Annotated in this window: 19 protein-coding genes and 1 pseudogene; 12 read left to right on the top strand and 8 right to left on the bottom strand. The window is 65.8% G+C overall.

What is annotated here, in order from left to right:
* The first annotated feature begins 38 nt into the window (after window positions 1-38).
* Window positions 39-746: a GntR family transcriptional regulator gene (locus ACO6D5_RS02925; RefSeq protein WP_315846658.1), complete on the top strand. Its 708-nt coding sequence runs from the start codon at window positions 39-41 to the stop codon at window positions 744-746.
* 16 nt (window positions 747-762) lie between these two features.
* Here the strand turns inward: ACO6D5_RS02925 and ACO6D5_RS02920 are convergent, their stop codons facing one another.
* Window positions 763-2046, bottom strand: coding sequence for an MFS transporter (locus tag ACO6D5_RS02920; protein WP_485824544.1), 1284 nt, complete (start codon window positions 2044-2046; stop codon window positions 763-765).
* A gap of 83 nt (window positions 2047-2129) precedes the next feature.
* On the opposite strand from ACO6D5_RS02920, the gene ACO6D5_RS02915 reads away from it, so the two are divergent.
* Both ACO6D5_RS02915 and ACO6D5_RS02910 read left to right on the top strand, forming a co-directional pair.
* A complete protein-coding gene (locus ACO6D5_RS02915) occupies window positions 2130-2747 on the top strand; it encodes a TetR/AcrR family transcriptional regulator (RefSeq protein ID WP_485824543.1) in 618 nt (205 codons plus the stop codon).
* Window positions 2748-2928: 181 nt separating this feature from the next.
* The gene (locus ACO6D5_RS02910) at window positions 2929-3150 is read left to right on the top strand and encodes an XRE family transcriptional regulator (protein WP_485824542.1); all 222 of its coding nucleotides are present in this window, start codon (window positions 2929-2931) and stop codon (window positions 3148-3150) included.
* A gap of 88 nt (window positions 3151-3238) precedes the next feature.
* On the opposite strand, the gene ACO6D5_RS02905 is transcribed toward ACO6D5_RS02910, so the two are convergent.
* Both ACO6D5_RS02905 and ACO6D5_RS02900 read right to left on the bottom strand, forming a co-directional pair.
* A complete protein-coding gene (locus tag ACO6D5_RS02905) occupies window positions 3239-4528 on the bottom strand; it encodes an Nramp family divalent metal transporter (protein ID WP_315846662.1) in 1290 nt (429 codons plus the stop codon).
* Between the two features lie 130 nt (window positions 4529-4658).
* Window positions 4659-5084: an OsmC family protein gene (locus ACO6D5_RS02900; RefSeq protein WP_169273850.1), complete on the bottom strand. Its 426-nt coding sequence runs from the start codon at window positions 5082-5084 to the stop codon at window positions 4659-4661.
* A 244-nt stretch (window positions 5085-5328) separates the two neighbouring features.
* Here ACO6D5_RS02900 and ACO6D5_RS02895 point away from each other — a divergent pair, with 244 nt between their 5' ends.
* From ACO6D5_RS02895 to ACO6D5_RS02870, 6 genes are all read left to right on the top strand, one after another.
* Window positions 5329-6483 (top strand): ABC transporter substrate-binding protein, encoded by a 1155-nt coding sequence (locus tag ACO6D5_RS02895; RefSeq protein WP_485824541.1) that lies wholly within the window; start codon window positions 5329-5331, stop codon window positions 6481-6483.
* Window positions 6484-6661: 178 nt separating this feature from the next.
* Window positions 6662-7576 carry an ectoine/hydroxyectoine ABC transporter substrate-binding protein EhuB gene (ehuB, locus tag ACO6D5_RS02890; protein WP_315846664.1) on the top strand — a complete coding sequence of 305 codons (915 nt, stop codon included), beginning with the start codon at window positions 6662-6664 and terminating at the stop codon, window positions 7574-7576.
* A gap of 9 nt (window positions 7577-7585) precedes the next feature.
* Window positions 7586-8239 carry an ectoine/hydroxyectoine ABC transporter permease subunit EhuC gene (ehuC, locus tag ACO6D5_RS02885; protein WP_485824540.1) on the top strand — a complete coding sequence of 218 codons (654 nt, stop codon included), beginning with the start codon at window positions 7586-7588 and terminating at the stop codon, window positions 8237-8239.
* Window positions 8236-8907, top strand: a complete 672-nt coding sequence (gene ehuD / locus ACO6D5_RS02880; protein WP_315846665.1) for an ectoine/hydroxyectoine ABC transporter permease subunit EhuD — start codon at window positions 8236-8238, stop codon at window positions 8905-8907. The genes ehuC and ehuD overlap by 4 nt, the downstream gene beginning before the upstream one ends.
* On the top strand, window positions 8904-9674 hold the full coding sequence (gene ehuA, locus ACO6D5_RS02875; RefSeq protein WP_315846666.1) for an ectoine/hydroxyectoine ABC transporter ATP-binding protein EhuA: 771 nt from the start codon (window positions 8904-8906) through the stop codon (window positions 9672-9674). The genes ehuD and ehuA overlap by 4 nt, the downstream gene beginning before the upstream one ends.
* A gap of 105 nt (window positions 9675-9779) precedes the next feature.
* The gene (locus ACO6D5_RS02870) at window positions 9780-10892 is read left to right on the top strand and encodes an NADH:flavin oxidoreductase/NADH oxidase (RefSeq protein WP_485824539.1); all 1113 of its coding nucleotides are present in this window, start codon (window positions 9780-9782) and stop codon (window positions 10890-10892) included.
* Between the two features lie 164 nt (window positions 10893-11056).
* Here ACO6D5_RS02870 and ACO6D5_RS02865 read toward each other — a convergent pair whose 3' ends face one another.
* From ACO6D5_RS02865 to ACO6D5_RS02855, 3 genes are all read right to left on the bottom strand, one after another.
* Window positions 11057-11707: a dUTP diphosphatase gene (locus ACO6D5_RS02865; RefSeq protein ID WP_315846682.1), complete on the bottom strand. Its 651-nt coding sequence runs from the start codon at window positions 11705-11707 to the stop codon at window positions 11057-11059.
* A 98-nt stretch (window positions 11708-11805) separates the two neighbouring features.
* Entirely contained in the window at window positions 11806-12345 is a 540-nt protein-coding gene (locus ACO6D5_RS02860; RefSeq protein WP_315846668.1) for a hypothetical protein, read from the bottom strand.
* 16 nt (window positions 12346-12361) lie between these two features.
* A complete protein-coding gene (locus tag ACO6D5_RS02855) occupies window positions 12362-13000 on the bottom strand; it encodes a DedA family protein (protein WP_315846669.1) in 639 nt (212 codons plus the stop codon).
* 107 nt (window positions 13001-13107) lie between these two features.
* Between ACO6D5_RS02855 and ACO6D5_RS02850 the strand changes: the two genes are divergently transcribed.
* Window positions 13108-14148, top strand: a complete 1041-nt coding sequence (locus ACO6D5_RS02850) for a metal-dependent hydrolase (protein ID WP_315846670.1) — start codon at window positions 13108-13110, stop codon at window positions 14146-14148.
* 18 nt (window positions 14149-14166) lie between these two features.
* On the opposite strand, the gene ACO6D5_RS02845 is transcribed toward ACO6D5_RS02850, so the two are convergent.
* Together ACO6D5_RS02845 and ACO6D5_RS02840 are read right to left on the bottom strand one after the other, a co-directional pair.
* Window positions 14167-14802, bottom strand: a complete 636-nt coding sequence (locus tag ACO6D5_RS02845) for a CerR family C-terminal domain-containing protein (protein ID WP_485824538.1) — start codon at window positions 14800-14802, stop codon at window positions 14167-14169.
* A 32-nt stretch (window positions 14803-14834) separates the two neighbouring features.
* Window positions 14835-16091: a M24 family metallopeptidase gene (locus tag ACO6D5_RS02840; protein WP_485824537.1), complete on the bottom strand. Its 1257-nt coding sequence runs from the start codon at window positions 16089-16091 to the stop codon at window positions 14835-14837.
* Between the two features lie 157 nt (window positions 16092-16248).
* Between ACO6D5_RS02840 and ACO6D5_RS02835 the strand changes: the two genes are divergently transcribed.
* Entirely contained in the window at window positions 16249-17016 is a 768-nt protein-coding gene (locus ACO6D5_RS02835) for an IclR family transcriptional regulator (protein WP_315846673.1), read from the top strand.
* A 65-nt stretch (window positions 17017-17081) separates the two neighbouring features.
* A pseudogene (locus ACO6D5_RS02830) lies at window positions 17082-17191 on the top strand (dipeptidase PepE); the annotation flags it as partial.

The raw sequence follows: 17191 nt of genomic DNA, 5'->3' as shown, positions 1-17191 counted from the left end.
GATACAAAAATAATCGATGTTGTGAGCGTGAACAACCCATGGCTAACCCTGAAAGTCCGATCCCGGAAGTGTCCGTCCCCGATTTGGCCATCCACCACCCGACCCTGCCGGCGGTCGTGGCCGAGCGCCTGCGGCAGCTGATCATCGACGGCACGTTGAAACCCGGCACCTGGCTCAATGAGCGGGACCTGTGCGATCAATTGAAGATTTCACGCACGCCGTTGCGCGAGGCCTACCGGATGCTGGCCTCGGACGGCCTGGTGGCGCTGCAGCCCAAGCGCGGGGCGATGGTGATCGAGTTGTCGGCCGACGACATCGAGAACATTTTCGATGTGCTGTCCGTGCTGGAGGGATTGGCCGTGCGCAGCGCCGCCGAGCGCGCGTCCGAGGCGGAGCTGGCCGAGATTGCGCGTCTGCATGCGCAGATGCTTGAGAACTACGAGAAGCGGGATATCCGCGCCTATTTCGCGGCCAGCATGGGCACGCATATCGCCATCAACCGCGCCGCGCACAATCCCGCGCTGACGCAGTCCTATGACCGGCTGAACCTGCAGGTGCAGGCCTTGCGCTACAAGTCCAACTTCGATCTGGACGAATGGACGACGGCGGTCGCGGACCACGAGGCCTTCGTCCAGGCGCTGATGGCGCGCGACGGCAAGCGCGCCGAAACGCTGATCCGCAAGCACGTGGGCGGCAAGAAGGCCTACAACCTTCGTGGCCGCCCGGGGGCTGCAGTCAAGGCCTGACCCTGGCGCGCGCCGGTCAGGCCGGCTGGGCCGTCAGTTGCTGCTTGCCGATCCGCAGGGCGATCACGGCGGCGATCAAGCCCGTGGCGCCCGAAATGATGAAGGCCATCATGTAGCTGCCTTGCGCTTCGCGGATGGCGCCGGCCATCCAGGCGGCGGTGGCCGCGCCCAACTGGTGGCCTGCGACGATCCAGCCGAAGACGATCGCCGCGTCGCGCTCGCCGAACGCTTCCGTCGTCAGGCGTAGCGTGGGCGGCACGGTGGCGATCCAGTCCAGGCCGAAGAAGATCGCGAAGATCGACAGGCTGTAGAACGAGAAGTCGGAATAGGGCAGGTAGATCAGCGACAGGCCGCGCAGCGCGTAGTAGGCGAAGAGCAGCTTGCGCGGGTCGTAGCGGTCAGTCAGCCAGCCCGAGGCCGTGGTGCCCACCAGATCGAAGATGCCCATGATCGCCAGCAGGCCGGCGGCCTGCACTTCCAGCATGCCGTGATCGCCGCAAAGCGCGATCAGGTGCGTGCCCACCAGTCCGTTGGTGGTGAAGCCGCAGATGAAGAAGGTCGCGAACAGGAACCAGAACGTGCGGGTCTTGGCGGCGCGGGCCAGGGCGCCGAAGGTGGCGGCCACCATGCCGGTGCGCGGCGCGGCGGGGGCGGGCGGCGCATTCGGGTCGCTGCCGAACGGCACCAGGCCGACGCTTGACGGACGGTCAGGCACCAGCCACCAGGCCAGCGGGACCAGCGCCGCGGCGGCGGCGGCCACCGTCCAGACCACGCGGGTCCAGTCGCCGGAGGAAGCCAGCGTGGCCAGCACCGGCAGGAATACCAGCGTGCCGCTTGCGGTGCTGGCGGTCAGCAGGCCCATCACCAGGCCGCGGTGCTTGGTGAACCATCGGTTGACGATGGTGGCGCCCAGCACCGAAGCCACTGCGCCCGAGCTGATGCCCGAGAACACGCCCCAGGTCATGAGCAGGTGCCAGGGTTCGGTCATGTAGGCGCTGACGGCGCTGGACGCGGACATCAGGACGAGCGCGCCGATCAGGATGCGCCGCAAGCCGAACCGCTCCATCGCGGCGGCGGCGAAGGGGCCGATCAGGCCATACAGGAAGATGCCGACGGCAGCCGCGAACGAGATCGAGCTTCGGCTCCAGCCGAATGCTTCTTCCAGCGGCACCAGCAAGACGCTTGGCGACGAGCGCAGCCCCGCCGACACCAGCAACGATAGGAAAATCACCGCGACCACGACAAAAGCGTACTTTTGGCCGGCGCGCCGGAACGGGATGGGGGGGTGGGCTATACTCATGTTACTGACCGGTACGTATTTAGGTTTGCGAATAGTACGTACCGGTCAGTAACATCGTCAAGAAATATTTGATGGAGACCCGAATGGCCAGCAAATCCTCCGCCCCGTCCGCCACCCCGGACCAGCCGGCAACCAAGCCGCTGCTGGCGGCCGACCGCATCCGCAAGACCGCGCGCGAAATGTTCTATCGCGACGGGATCCGGGCGGTCGGAGTCGACGCCATCGTGACCCAGGCGGGCGTGACCAAACCCAGCCTGTACCGCAGCTTTTCGTCCAAGGACGAGCTGGCGGCGACTTACCTGCGCGACTACGACGCTGAATTCTGGGCGCGTTTCGATGGCGCATGCGCCGCGCATCCGGGCGATCCGCGCGCGCAACTGCTGGAATACCTGTCGGGCTTGAGCAAGCGCGCCGTGCTGAGCGGTTACCGCGGCTGCGGGCTCACCAATGCGGCGGTGGAGTATCCCGAACCCGAGCATCCGGCCCGGGCGGTCGCCGTCGAACACAAGCTGGAATTGCGCCGCCGGTTAAACGAGATGGCGGCCGGCATGGGGGCGGGCGACCCGCAAGCGCTGGCCGACGGATTGCTGCTCTTGATCGAGGGCGCGTTCGTTTCCAGCCAGCTGTTTGGCGAGGGCGGGCCGGCGGGCCGGGTGGCCGAGATGGCCGATAAGCTGATCCAGGCCCACCTGCCTGGCTGAAAGACGTATTGCGCTGCACAAAAGCAGTGCTTAATGTGGTGCCGCATGCACCGTAATGGTGGTGTTTGTACCCATTGCGCAACGAACAAATTAATGGTTGATGTTTTCGTTGCAACGCAGCAAACGCGGATCTAACATGAACTCGTGTTGTTCCACATCGCGCTTTCTCAAGGAGAGAATCATGAGCGATACCGCGTTGAAAAATGCCCGTATGTCGGATGCGCTGGAGCGGTCCCTGATCCGCGAGGCCGTCAAAGCGGAAACCCTGTCCGGCCCCTTCGCCCGCGGCTCCTGGCTGCGCCTGAAGACGCGCCTGGCTTCGTGGGGCGGCGCCGTCGGCGAAGTTTTGCACGACATGGACGCCGGCCGGCAGCAGCATCCGGTCATCTCCGCCCGCCACTGAGCGCAAGCGGTCCGCCAGAAAAAACGCCAGCGATTGCTGGCGTTTTTTTTAGTAGTAGCGTGGTCGCAAGGCTCGGCCCAGTCGCGGCTCAGACCACCATGTCGACCAGCAGGTAGCCGTCCAGGATCACGATGCCGACCGTGGCGCTGACCGCGGCCCACGCCCAGGCGCCGCGCAACGCGTGCTGGCCCATGACGCCCTTGCGGCAGGCCAGCACGACCAGCGGCCCCAATGCGAAGGGCAGCGCCAGGCTCAGGATGACCTGGCTAAGCACCAGCAGTTCGTCGGGATCCTTGCCGCCCGTGAAGACCAGCAGGCCGACGGCGGCGGCGCCCGCGATCAATCGGGTCATCAGCGCGCGCCGGCGGTCCGACCAGTTGCTGCGGATCTGGAAACCCTTGGACAGGATGCGCCCGGCCAGCACGCCCGTGATCGTGGAGCTTTGGCCGGCGGCGTAGAGCGCCACGGCGAAGACGATCGCGGCGCCGATGCCCAGCGTCTGGCCGATCACGGCGTGGGCGTCGTCCAGGCTGGACACGATCAACCCCGACCCCGACAGCGAGGCCGCCGCCACGATCATGATCGCCGAGTTGATCAGCATGGCCACGCCCAGGGACACGATCGTGTCGTTGCGGGCCACGCGCATCGCCATGTCGAGCGCGGACGGCGGCAGCGCCTTCGCGCGTTCGGCCAGCGACCCGGAGTGCAGATAGAGGTTGTGCGGCATCAGCGTCGCGCCCAGGATGCCCAGGGCGATCAGGAAGCCTTGCGGGTCGCGCAGCGCATGGCCGGTTTGCGTGACGCCGTGCGCCACTTCCGTCCACGCCGGATTGGCCTTGAACAGCAGGTAGACGAACGACGCGGCCACCACCGCCAGCAGCAGGGCGATGACGCGTTCATGGCGATCGGCGTTGCCGCGGGTCAGGGCCAGCACGGCGAAGGTGCCGACTCCGGTCACCGCGACCCCTGCGATCAATGGCAGGCCGAACAGCAGGCGCAGCGCGATCGCGCCGCCGATCAGCTCGGCCAGTGCGGTCGCCAGGATGGCGGCTTCCCCCGCCAGCCAGGCCGCCTTGGACCAGCGCGGCGACAAGTGGCGGGCCGTCAGCGTCGCCAGATCCTGCCCGGTGGCCAGCGCCAGGCGCGATACCAGGATCTGGAAACCCAGCGCCAGGAACGCCGAGGTGATGACGACCATCAGCAGCCCGTAGCCGAAGCCGCTGCCGCCGGCGATGTCGGTGGCCCAGTTGCCCGGATCGATGTAGCCCACGGCCACCAGGATGCCGGAACCGACCATGCGCCGCAGATTCGCCGACACTTGGGCGTCTTGCGCCAGGGCGGCTTTGCCGCCCGATATCGCGTAGATGAATCCGGTCATACGACACTCCTGAGAATGATTCTCATTGTCTAGAAGAGAGTGCCGGCCGTCAAATTGATTTTGGGCAAGACCGGGATAGGGGCGCCCAATGGCGCGTCCCATCGGGACACACCATTGGGGCAGGGAGGGGTCAGGACTTGAGCTTGGCGTCCATGGTGATCTTGGCCTTGAGCACCTTCGACACGGGGCATCCCGTCTCGGCCTTGCGGGCAGCTTCCTCGAACGCTTGCGCGGTGGCGCCCGGGATGACGGCTTCCACGGTCAAGTGGACGGCGGTAATGGAAAAGCCATCGTCCACTTTATCCAGCGTGACTTCGGCCTTGGTGTCCAGGCTGGTGGCAACCATGCCCGATTCGGACAGGATGTTGGACAGCGCCATGGTGAAGCAGCCGGCGTGGGCCGCGCCCAGCAGTTCCTCGGGGTTGGTGCCCGGGGTATCGCCAAAGCGCGTATTGAAGCCGTAGGGCTGGCTCTTGAGCGCGCCGCTTTGGGTGGAGATCGTGCCCTTGCCAGTCTTCAGATCGCCCGACCAGGCGGCGGATGCGGTTTTCTTCATGGTGACTCCTGTTTAAGGGGGGCGCGCCCGTCACGGGCGCGTCCGGTGCAGGGATGCGATCCGCCGCTGCGGGCGGTGCATGTTGCCGGAAACGGCATGGTTGATGATACGGCCAGCCTGGGGGGCGGGCGCGGAATCCACCGGTGCGCAACGGCAAGCCGATGTAACGGCGCGCCAAAGTGCGCCGGCGCCATCAGGCAAAATAGCGCCATCGCTTTCATTCAACTCGAAGAGCCTGCTGTCTATGTCACGCCATTTCCTGCGTTACGCCTGCGCCGCCGCGCTGGTCTTTCCCGTTTTGTCCGCCCATGCCGACGTCGTGATCGGCGTGAACGTGTCGACCACGGGCCCCGCCGCGGCCATCGGCATCCAGACCAACAACGCGATCCGCCTGTGGCCGAACACGCTGGGCGGCGAGCCGGCGCGCTACGTGGTGCTGGACGACGGCACCGATGTCAGCCGCGCGGTGAAGAACATGCGCAAGCTGACCTCCGAAGACAAGGTCGACGCCATCGTCGGCCCCAACACCACGGCGGCGGCGTTGGCCGGACTGGACTTGCTGGCCGAAACCGGGACGCCGATGGTCGCGCTGGCGGCTTCCAGCGTCATCGTGGAACCCTTGTCGGACCCCAAGCGCACCTGGGCGTTCAAGATGCCGCAGAACGATTCGCTGATGGCGACCGTGCTGGTGGAAGACATGAAGAAGAAGGGCTTGAAGAACGTGGCCTTCATCGGTTTCGCGGATTCCTACGGCGACAGCTGGTGGAAGGAATTCACTGCCGCCGCTGGCAACGACCTGAAGATCGTGGCGCAGGAGCGCTTCCAGCGTACCGACGCGTCGGTCGTGGGCCAGGCGCTGAAGGTCATCGCCGCCAAGCCGGACGCCGTGCTGATCGCCGGCGCCGGCACGCCGTCCGCCTTGCCCCAGAAGACGCTGCTGGAACGCGGGTACACCGGCGCCATCTACCAGACCCACGGCATCGGCACGCTGGAATTCCTGCAGGTCGGCGGCAAGGACGTCGAGGGCACCCTGTTCCCGACCGGCCCCGGCGTGGTGGCGCGAGAGCTGCCCGACAGCAACCCGGTCAAGAAGGTGGCCGTGGCGTTCGCCGACAAGTACGAAGGTCAGTACGGCGCCAACACGCTGACGCAATTCGCGGGCGACGCGTATGGCGCCTGGATGCTGCTGGACTCGGCAGTGGCCCGGGCGCTGAAGACGGGCGCCAAGCCGGGGACGCCGGAATTCCGAGCGGCCTTGCGCGACGCGCTGGAGAACACGCGCGACCTGGTCGTGCCCAACGGCGTGCTGAATATTTCGAAGGACAACCATCAGGGTTTCGATGAACGCGCCCGCGTGATGGGCATCGTCAAGAACGGCCGGTTTTCCTACGCGCACTAGGCGAAAACATAGTTTTCTACCTTTCGTAGCATTTACTGATGTCCCATAGGGCATCAGTCCCCAAAAGCAGGCTCAGGCCTGCTTTTTCACGCCCATATGATTCGTATCGAAATCATTTAATAGCGTATTATTTTTAGTGAAGCCATGCACCTAGAAATAAATTCGGGAGAAAAAATCCATGACCTTGCTCCGATCCAGACGCTTGCTGTTGGCCTTGAGCCTCGGCGTGTTGGCCGCGTGTTCCGACTCGGGGGCCGATAAGGCCGCGCCGGCGGCGGGTGGCGCGCCAGCGGGCGCGACGAGCACGTTGGAAGCGGCCAAGGCCGCTGGCAAGATCCGCATCGGCTACGCCAACGAGGCGCCGTTCGCCTATATGGACAGCAAAGAGGCCAAGGTCACCGGCGAATCCGTCGAGATCGCCCGCGTCGTGCTCAAGCGCATGGGCATCAACGAAGTCGAAGGCGTGCTGACCGAGTTCGGCTCCTTGATTCCGGGCTTGGCCGCCAAGCGTTTCGACATCATCGCCGCCGGCATGTACGTCACGCCGGAGCGTTGCCAGCAGGTGGCGTTCTCGGACCCGACGTACGGGGTGGGCGAGGCCTTCCTGGTCAAGCAGGGCAACCCCAAGAACCTGCACAGCTATGAAGACGTGGTGAAGAACCCCGACGCCAAGCTGGGCGTCGTGGTGGGCGCCATCGAGGGTGACTACGCCCAGAAAGTGAAAATCCCCGCCGGGCAGGTGGTGGTGTTTCCGGACGCCGTCAGCGCGTTGTCCGGCGTGCAGGCCGGCCGGGCCGACGCCTATGCGGCCACCGCGCTGACCATCAACGACCTGATGGGCAAGACGCAGGACGGCAGCGGCCTGGAGAAGGCCGACCCGTTCACGGACCCCGTGATCGACGGCAAGGGCGTGCGCGGCTACGGCGCCTACGCGTTCCGCACCGATGACAAGGCTTTCGCCGACGCCTTCAATGCGGAACTGGCCAAGTACATCGGCACCGATGAACACAAGAAGCTGGTGGCGCCTTTTGGCTTCACCGATCAGGAGCTGCCCCAGGGCGTGACCGCCGCCAAGCTCTGCGCCGGACAATAAGGGGCGCCGATGCAACTGATTTCAGAGCACATCGCGGAGCTGGTGCCGCCCCTGCTTGAGGGGCCGGTCGTCACGCTGGAAATCATGGCCGGCGCGGTCGTGCTGGCCGTGCCCCTGGCCCTGGCTTCCGGCATCGGGCGCATGTCGCCGCTGCGGCCGGTGCGCTGGCTGGCATCCGTCTATGTCGAAGTCTTCCGGGGCACGTCGGCCCTGGTGCAGCTGTTCTGGTTCTATTTCGTGCTGCCGCTGTTCGGCGTCCAGTTGCCGGCCATGCTGGTGGGGATCGTCGTGCTGGCGTTGAACGCCGGCGCCTATGGGGCCGAAGTGGTGCGCGGCGCCATCCGCGCCGTGCCGCCAGGGCAGCGCGAGGCCGGCGTGGCGCTGAACCTGACCCGTGCCCAGATCCTGCGCCGCATCGTCGTGCCGCAGGCGATACCCGCCATGCTGCCGCCTGCGGGCAACCTGCTGATCGAACTGATGAAGAACACGGCGCTGGTGTCGCTGATCACCATCACCGACCTGACCTTCCGCGGCCAGCTGCTGCGCAGCGAAACGCTGCGCACGACGGAAATCTTCGCCTTGATGCTGCTGATGTATTTCGGAGTGGCCTTGTTGATCACGGCGGGCGTGCGCCTGCTTGAACGGAGGGTCCGCGTCCGATGACACCGGTATTCGATTGGTCTTTCGCGCTGGAGATCCTGCCCACGCTGGGCTCCGCCCTCATCATCACCATCCAGGCGACGGTGCTGGGCATGCTGGTGGCGGTCACGCTCGGTTTGGTGCTGGCGATGCTGCGGCGTTCGCGGCTGCGCATCGTGTCGCTGCCCACGGCGTTCGTCATCGAGTTCGTGCGCAGCACGCCGCTGCTGGTGCAGATGTATTTCCTGTTCTATGTGCTGCCGTTGACGGGGGCGCAGATGTCGCCGCTCACGACCGGTATCGTGGCGCTGGGGCTGCACTATGCCGCCTATTGCGCCGAGGTGTACCGCGCCGGCATCGAGGCGGTGCCCCGTGGTCAATGGGAAGCGGCCACCGCCTTGAACATGTCGCGCTGGCGCACCGCCGTCGGCGTCGTGCTGCCGCAGGCGATTCCGCCCGTGGTGCCGGCGCTGGGCAACTACCTGGTGGCGATGTTCAAGGACACGCCGCTGCTGTCGGCCATCACCGTGGTGGAGCTGCTGCAGCAAAGCAAGATGATCGGGTCCGCGACGTTCCGGTACACCGAACCCCTGACGCTGGTGGGCCTGCTGTTCCTGGCCTTGAGCCTGGTGGCGGCATGGGGCGTGCGCGGCCTGGAGGCCCGCCTGCAACGATATGGAGGAAAGCGATGAGCGCCAGCTTGAACATCAAGAATCTGCATAAGCGATACGGAGAGCTGGAGGTGCTGCGCGGCATCAATCTGGAGATTCCGGCAGGCCAGACCGTGGCGGTGATCGGCCCGTCGGGATCGGGCAAGTCCACCTTGCTGCGCGTGCTGATGACGCTGGACCAGCCGACCAGCGGTGACATCGAGGTCGACGGGCAGTCGATGTGGAAGGACGAACAGGGCCGCCCCGTGGGCGCCAACTCCGAACACCTGCGCCGCGTGCGCGGCAAGATCGGCATGGTGTTCCAGCACTTCAACCTGTTCCCGCACATGACGGCGCTGGGCAACGCGATGGAAGCGCCGGTGCACGTGCTGGGCATGCCGAAAGACCAGGCGCGCGAGCGCGCCGTGGAATACCTCGACATGGTGGGCCTGGGCGACAAGCTGGATGTCTATCCCGCGCAGTTGTCCGGCGGCCAGAAGCAGCGCGTGGGCATCGCCCGCGCGCTGGCCATGTGCCCCGAGATCATGTTGTTCGACGAAGTCACGTCCGCGCTGGATCCGGAGCTTGTCGGCGGCATCCTGCAGATCCTGCGGGACTTGTCCGCCCGGCGCAGCATGACGATGATCATCGTCACCCACCAGATGAAGTTCGCCGAACGCAGCTCGGACCGCACGCTGTTCTTCGACGAGGGCAATATCGTCGAGGATGCCGAGTCCCCGGTGCTGTTCAGCCAGCCGAAAGAAGCGCGCACACGCCAGTTCCTGGACAGCGTGATCGAAGGCCAGTAGCGGTTGCGCGAGGGCCGCATTTAACCCTGACGGGGGCGTTGGGATTGGGATCGAGGCCAACGGCGGGCGCTATGCTGTGGCGTCCAACGGCCCGGAGGCCCCAGCATGAGTCACCTGTTCAGTCCCACGGCGGTCGGCAATGTCCCGCTCGCCAACCGCATCGTCATCGCGCCCATGTGCGAATACTCGGCCGAAGAGGGCTGTGCCACCGACTGGCACATGATCCATCTGGGCCATCTGGCCCTGTCGGGCGCGGCGTTGCTGTTCACGGAAGCCACCGCAGTCGAAGCCGATGGCCGCATCTCGCCGGGGGACTTGGGCCTGTGGTCGGACGAGACAGAGGCCGCCCTGGGCCGCGTGGTGGCAGCGGTGCGCCGCTATTCCCCCATCAAGCTCGGCATTCAGCTGGGCCACGCCGGCCGCAAGGCGTCCAGCGATGCGCCCTGGAACGGCGGCCAGCTCGTCCCGCCGGCCAACGGCGGCTGGCAGGGCTGGGCGCCGTCGGCCATTGCGCACAATGCGACTGAACCTGCGCCGCATGCGTTGGACGAAGCGGGCCTGACGCGCGTGCGCGACGCGTTCGTGGATAGCGCCCGCCGCGCCATCCGCCTGGGCTTTGATGCCATCGAACTGCATGCCGCCCACGGCTACCTGCTGCACCAGTTCCTGTCGCCCTTGTCCAACCTGCGCCAGGACGCTTACGGCGGTTCGCTTGAGAACCGCATGCGTTTTCCGCTGGAAGTCTTTCAGGCGCTGCGCGAGGTCACTCCGTCTTCCGTGGCGCTGGGCGTGCGCGTGTCGGCCACCGATTGGGTGGACGGCGGCTGGGACCTGGAACAGACCCTGGTGTTCGCGCAGGCGCTGAAAGCGCGCGGCTGCGAATTCATCGACGTGTCCAGCGGCGGCGTATCGTCGCAGCAGAAGATCCCGGTGGGACCCAACTACCAGGTGCCGTTCGCGGAAGCGATCAAGCGCCAGGTCGGCATGCCCACCATCACGGTCGGGCTGATCACCGAAGCGCAGCAGGCCGAAGATATCCTGGCGCAGGGGCAGGCCGACATGGTCGCACTGGCGCGCGGCATGCTCTACGACCCGCGATGGCCGTGGCATGCGGCGGCGCAATTGGGCGGTCAGGTGACGGCACCGCGCCAGTATTGGCGGTCGCAGCCACGCGAACTGAAGGCGCTGTTCGGCGAGACGCGCTTCGGCCAGCGTTAAGCCGGCCAAGCGCCGCAACGCTGCCTGACTTGTGTCGCGCGTTGGGAAATCCGGGTTCCCGAGGGCGGGTCCTTCGCGCTTCACGCATCCTACGGCCCGCAAGCGCACGAAAAAAACGCCGCGTCATCGACGCGGCGTTTCTCATTCAGGCCAGGACGCGGCGCTTACAGGCGCGAATAGGCCTGCTCCAGTTCACGGTTCAGCGCATCGGCAAAATCCGCGCTGGCCGGGTCCAGCTGCGACAGCAGGCGCGCCAGCACCACGTTGTCTTCTTCGCCGTTCCAGATCTTGATGTACGTGCCTTCCTTGTAGCCATGCTGCTGGCGGAAGATGTTCAGCACGTTCTTCGACACATATTGCGTATAGGCGTCGTTCCAGCTCATTTCGCACGCCGTCATGGTCTGCTCCAGCACCTTGTAGCTGGCGCGGCCGCAGACGGCCAGGCCGCCGATGAGTTCCAGCAGTTCCGGCACGGGCAGGCTGTTCAGCGCGTAGGTCTTGCCGTCCAGCACGACCGAGGGCGCGGTGGCCAGATCGGCCACGAGGGCATCGGCCGCGCCATCCAGCTTGCCGCGTGCCTCGACGATCGTGTGGGACAGGTAGAAGTGCAGGATGTCGACCAGTTCCATCTGCACCTGGGGCAGGTCGATGGTCTGCTTCTTCCACCACTTCCAGCCGTAGTGTTCCAGGGCTTCGGCGGACTCGACGAAGGCGGCGCGCAGGAAGCGGGCTCCGCCGTTGACCCAGTCGGGATTGATCATGCTGTTCAAGTGGTCTTGCAACTTCAGCATCGTGGCCGCCTGGGCCTGGTTCAATCCGACAACGTTATTCACTTTCACTCCGGGGTTTCATGGGGGTATTCAATCGCGGCGGAAATGTTAGCACTTAGCCACCGTGTCGTCGGCCGCCGGCGTCAGCCGCCGTCCTTGCGGTAGGACGACGTTTTCAGCGGCGGAAGCTTCCCCGGCAGCGTCTTGCGCGGACTGCGCGCGGCGCTGGCCGCCTTGATCAGCATGAATGCGAAGAACCCCAGGAAAACGGCGGGCACGAACTCGTCCAGCTCGAATTGCGGGCTGCGCAACGCGCGGAACGCGATATTGACGGCGGCCCAGCCCGCCAGGATGCCGGCGATGGTCAGGATGGCGCCGATCTTGCGCTGACGGGCGTGCCGGGCCAGCGAGACAGTGCCCTCGTCGCTTTGGGCCGTTGCGGTGGCCCCCGGAGAGGCGGCGTCGCGCCGGGCCTGCATGGGCGGCGACGCCGGTTTGCCCCAAGGCGCGGTGGACAGCGAATCGGAGGCGGGCGGCGGCACGGGCACGGCGGCCGGCGGGGCGGATTTACGGCTGGCTTCGCGCTTGTCGGGAACCCGGCCGGGCGTCGTGCCGCCCGCATTCGTCAGATTCTCGATATAGCGCGCGAAATCGCCGTTTTTCGGCTCCAGATCTATCGCCATGACTCCCTCTTTCGGTTCAATTGCCGCGCCGGACCCGCGCCGGTTGACGGCGTTTGCGGAGCATGGCGAGCAGAAGTCCGCATCCTAGCAGTACGGAGAGCCCTGCGCCGATCATCATGGCAATCTGTTGCGCGTTTTCCGCGGTGCCCAGGCTGCGCGCGGTGATGTACCCGGGCGCCAGCATCAGGGGCATCCATAGGAAGGCCGACAGCACATTGGCCAGTTGGAAGCGGCTTTGCGCCATGCCCATCACACCGGCGACGGTGGGGATGGTGGAGCGGATCGGCCCCAGGAACCGGCCGATCAGCACCGACGCGAAGCCATAGCGGTAGAAGAACAGGCGGGCGCGCGCCACGCCGGTGCGCTGCTGCTTGAGCGGCCAGCGGCGCAAGACGCCGGGGCCGGCCCAGCGCCCCAGCCAATAGGACAGCGCGTCGCCCACGATGGCGCCCGCGATGCCCCAGGCGATGATGCCCCAGGGGTCCAGGGTGCCGGCGCCGATCAGGCCGCCTGTCAGCAGCATCAGCGCAGTGGCGGGAATGAACAGGCCCAGCAGCACCATGGATTCACCCAGCGTCAGCAGGAACGTGATCGGGCCGGCCCATACCTGGTTGGCCTCGATGAAAAGGCCGATTTTGTCTATGTATTGGTCCATGAAGGCGAAGTCTGAAAATTAGCTGAAAGCAATCGGGTATCTTAACGCCTGCTTTGATGGCCAAATGTTATCTAGCCTATCTGAATGATGCGATTGATCGGGGAACTATGGATTCAGTGACACAAGCCGTGCTGGGCGCGGGCATACAGGGCGTCCTGCTCGGGCGCTTCCAGGGGCGCCGGGCGCTGGTCTACGGCGCCGCGCTGGCCACGGTGCCGGACCTGGACGTGCTGATGCGCTATCCGGACCCGGTTTCGCTCATGACCTATCACCGGGGGTTTTCCCATTCGGTGTTCGTGCTGACCGGCCTGGCGCTGCTGCTGACCTGGCTGATACGCAAATACTGGCCGCAGGCCCCCTATGGCGGGCGAAGGCTGTTCCTGACCTTGTGGCTGGTGCTGGTGACGCATCCGGTGCTGGACGCGTTCACCGTCTACGGCACGCAGCTTTTCTGGCCATTGGCGACCATTCCCGAAAGCTGGTCCGCCATCTTCATCATCGATCCGGTCTATACGGTGCCGCTGCTGGCGGGCGTGCTGTTCGCCATTGCGGTGGGCATGACCGACCGCGCACGGCGCCTGCTGGCGGCCGCCTTGATCTTCAGCACGGCCTACCTGGGCTTCGGCCTGGCCAGCCGCATGGTGGCCGAAGAGCGGGTGCGCGACGCGATGCGGCAGCAAGGCATCGCCGTCACGGAACTGCGCGCCGTGTCGATGCCGTTCAACACCCTGTTGTGGCGCGTGATCGCCAAGACGGCGGACGGCGACTACTACGAGTCGGTCAGCAGCCTGTTCGACCGCGGGCAGCCGGAATGGCTGCGCCAGCCCTTGAACCTGGATCTGGGCCAGGCGCTGGCCGACGTGCCGTTGCTCCAGCGGCTGCGATGGTTCACGGATGATTGGCTGCGCTACGACGCGATCGGCGACGCGCTGGTGGTGACCGACCTGCGCATGGGCATGGCGGGTCATTATTCCTTCCGCTTCAAGATGGCCGAGCGCGCGGCGGACGGCAGCTGGAAGCCCGTCACCCCATCCAGTTGGCCCAGCGAGCGAGGAGGGTGGGCCGAATTGAAGCTGGTGCTGGCCCGCATCCTGCACGCGCAGCCGCCGCTGCCGTTGGCGCAATGGTCGGTGCTGTCGACGAAATGAGCGCGCGGCCTGTACCGCTCAGGTGCAGGCCGCGATTGCCATGTCGCCAACCATCTCGGCGATGTCCGCCGTGTCTTGTTCGGATAGCGCCGGCACCCCAAGCCGCCGGAGCAGCGCCTCGCGCGCGACCGCGAACGCAAGCGCCTGGCCCAGGATCGCGTGGGCCCGAAGCACCTGGTCCCGGTGGCCCCGGGTCTCGTTGCGGATGTCGGCCACCAGATCCGCGACGTTCGTGTGCAGCGGCAGGAACAGCCGCGTGTAGAGCGCATCGAATTTTTCCGTGGGCCGGAGTTGTTCGCGCGCCAGCAGCAGGCTGCCCGCCGTAGATGCCTCGGAGTCCAGCAGGGTGCGCGCGAACTCCCGCATGAGCGACTTGAGCGCGACGCGAGCCGCGTCGGCCGACGTGGGGGCGGGCCGCCGCAGATCAAGGCGGTCGACGATGCCTGCGGCCACCTGTTCCAGCACGGCGGCATACACGCCTTCCTTGCCGCCGAAGTGGTAAGGAATGGCAGACTGGTTCACGCCCGCTTCGTCCACCAGTTGCCGCGTCCGCACGCCGTCGAGCCCCTGACGGCTGAACAGGGCCAGCCCGGCCCGGATCAGCCGGTCCCGGGTATCGCGGGTGCGCGCGTTGAGCGTGTCTTGGTCTTGCATCAATGTCGTCATGTCCAGGCGTTCGCGCCTTGCTAGATATCGGCGTGCATCAGCCGCGTGGAGTTGTCGTTCAATTCCACGCCTGCCGCGGCGCCTACAAGCACGGTGCCGCCGATATTAGCCATGTGCCGGCCGAAGGCGCAATTCGGTTCGAAGGCAAAGCACATGCCCTCTTGCAGCGGAACGTCACGCCCCACGGTAGGCAGCCGCTTCAGCGCCGGATAGCGGGCGGCTTCGGGCAGCGATTCGATGCCCGGTGCGGTGCCGAATCCTACAGGACCGTAAGGATTGATGCTGTGGATCAACGGATGGACGTGCCAGCCGCCGGCCGCCAGCAAGGGGGCTTCCATGGCGTCCACCACATCGCCGAACGTGCGCCCGACCCGCAACGACTCGACGCCCGCCTCGTAGCTTGCCCGGGCGACGTCGGCCGCGCGCAGGATATCGGGATGCACGTCGCCCAGCGCCACGGCGGCCTGATGCTGCGTTTCCATCATGCCGTACAGGGCGAAGATCTCGGACAGGATCAAGTCCCCTTCACGCAGGACCCTGGGCGCCTGGGCGCGGTATTGCCATGCCGCAGGTCCCCAACCGACATATTCCGGGCCCGACCCCAGCAGTATTTCAGCGGTATAGCCGCCCATCGAAAAGCAGGTTGCCGTCACCGCCGCCACCAATTCAGCCTCGGATACGCCCGGCTTGGCGGTGGCCCGAAGCGTTTCGCTCATGGCTTCGCCGATGTGCGCGGCGTAGCGCAGCAAGGCAAGTTCTTCGCCGCTTTTTACGGACGCGCGCTGGAAGAATGCCCGAAACACCGGAATGAATGCCGCGTCGGGCATCGCCGCTTCCAACGCCTGCAGGGTTCTGGCCGGCATTGCGCCGTCGAAATAGAAGGGCGGATAGGGTTCCAGCCCGATCACGCCGATCCGGGTGCCGTTCATCCCTCGGCTCGCCAGCCAGGCGCCGACGTCGCGGCCCGTCTTGCCGACGAACAGCTGTTCGGGCGCGATCCACTGCAGGTCGCCACGAAGGGCCGCTTGCAGGTGGTCAGCCACCATCAACGACGCAAAGGTGTAGACCCGCGGCGTTTCGTCGCCGATGAAAACCACCATCGACCCGGGCCGGTCGTTGGTGAAGTAGCAGTCTTGGGCAAAACCGGCAGGCGCGCAGGCCTCGCGGTCGCCATACACGATCAGGGCTTCCAGGCGTTCGGCATGCATCAATTCGCGGGCAAGTTGCCAACGGCGGTCGCGTTCAGTGAGGGTCAGGGGGGAGGGGAAGGTAGGCAAGGCGAAGTCCTGATGAGAGGGTTGAGACAGGCCCGAAATTTAATTCATTCAAATGAATTAATCAATTGATGAGGGAGATCCGTATTGACCTTCTGTTGTGCGTTGATTTATTCTTGTTCCCTATTAAGGAACTTCAGTTCCGTTTTATGGAACAAGCATGAGTATTCTCGATGGGGTCCAGCGCGTCCTCGGGTTGTATGCGGAAGGCGCGGCGGAATTGAGTTTCACTGACGTCGCCGCGCGCCTGGCCATGCCCAAGAGCACGGCCTCGCGCCTGCTGAACCAGATGCAGCATTACGGCATGCTGGACCAGGATGCCGCCACGCGCCGCTATCGTCCCGGCGCGTTGCTGGCCCAGGCGGTGCGCGCCGGCATGGCTGCCACGCCGCTGGATGAAGCTTGCCGTGCTGTCCTGGCGCGCTTGTCGGACGACAGCGGCCTGACGGCCTATCTGTCCACGCTCAACCAGCGTGAAACCGTGGTGCTGCAACGATTGAACGGGTCGCATCCGGTGCAGGTGCTGTCGCCGCCCGGATCGCGCCGCAACGCCTCGGGCACGGCCATGGGCCGCGCGCTGCTGTCGCGCCTGAGCGAGGCCGAATTCCAGGCCCTGTATGGCACGGATGCCGCCCAACCCCTGCCAATGGAGGGCCGCGACTGCCCGGCCACCGTCGGCGACCTGGCCCGCCTGGTCGCCCAGACCCGCGCAGACCACTGCGGCGTCGCCATCGATCAGGCCATGCCCGGCATCGGCGCCGTGGCGGCCGCCGTGCGGGACCCGGCAACGGGCGAATTGCGCGGGCTGTGCCTGTCGTTCGTGTCGTTCCAGGCCGATGCGGCGCGCGTGGCGCGCTTGCGCGAATCCGTGTTGCAGCAGGTGGCTGCGCTGGGCCGCGCATTGAACGACCCTTACTGGTCCACCTGAACTTATCCTTTTCCGATGCGTCCGCGCGGACGCCATCCAGAACATCCCTTGACGGAACCTTCCCCATGAACCTCTTGCTACTCAGCAATTCCAGCAGCGACGCCGGTTACCTGGTACACGCGATGCCGGACATCCGCGAATTGATCGAATCTTTGCCGCAAGGCGCGCCGGCCGT

The organism is Achromobacter sp. (assembly GCF_057314935.1).
This window is presented reverse-complemented; position numbering and strand designations above follow the sequence as displayed.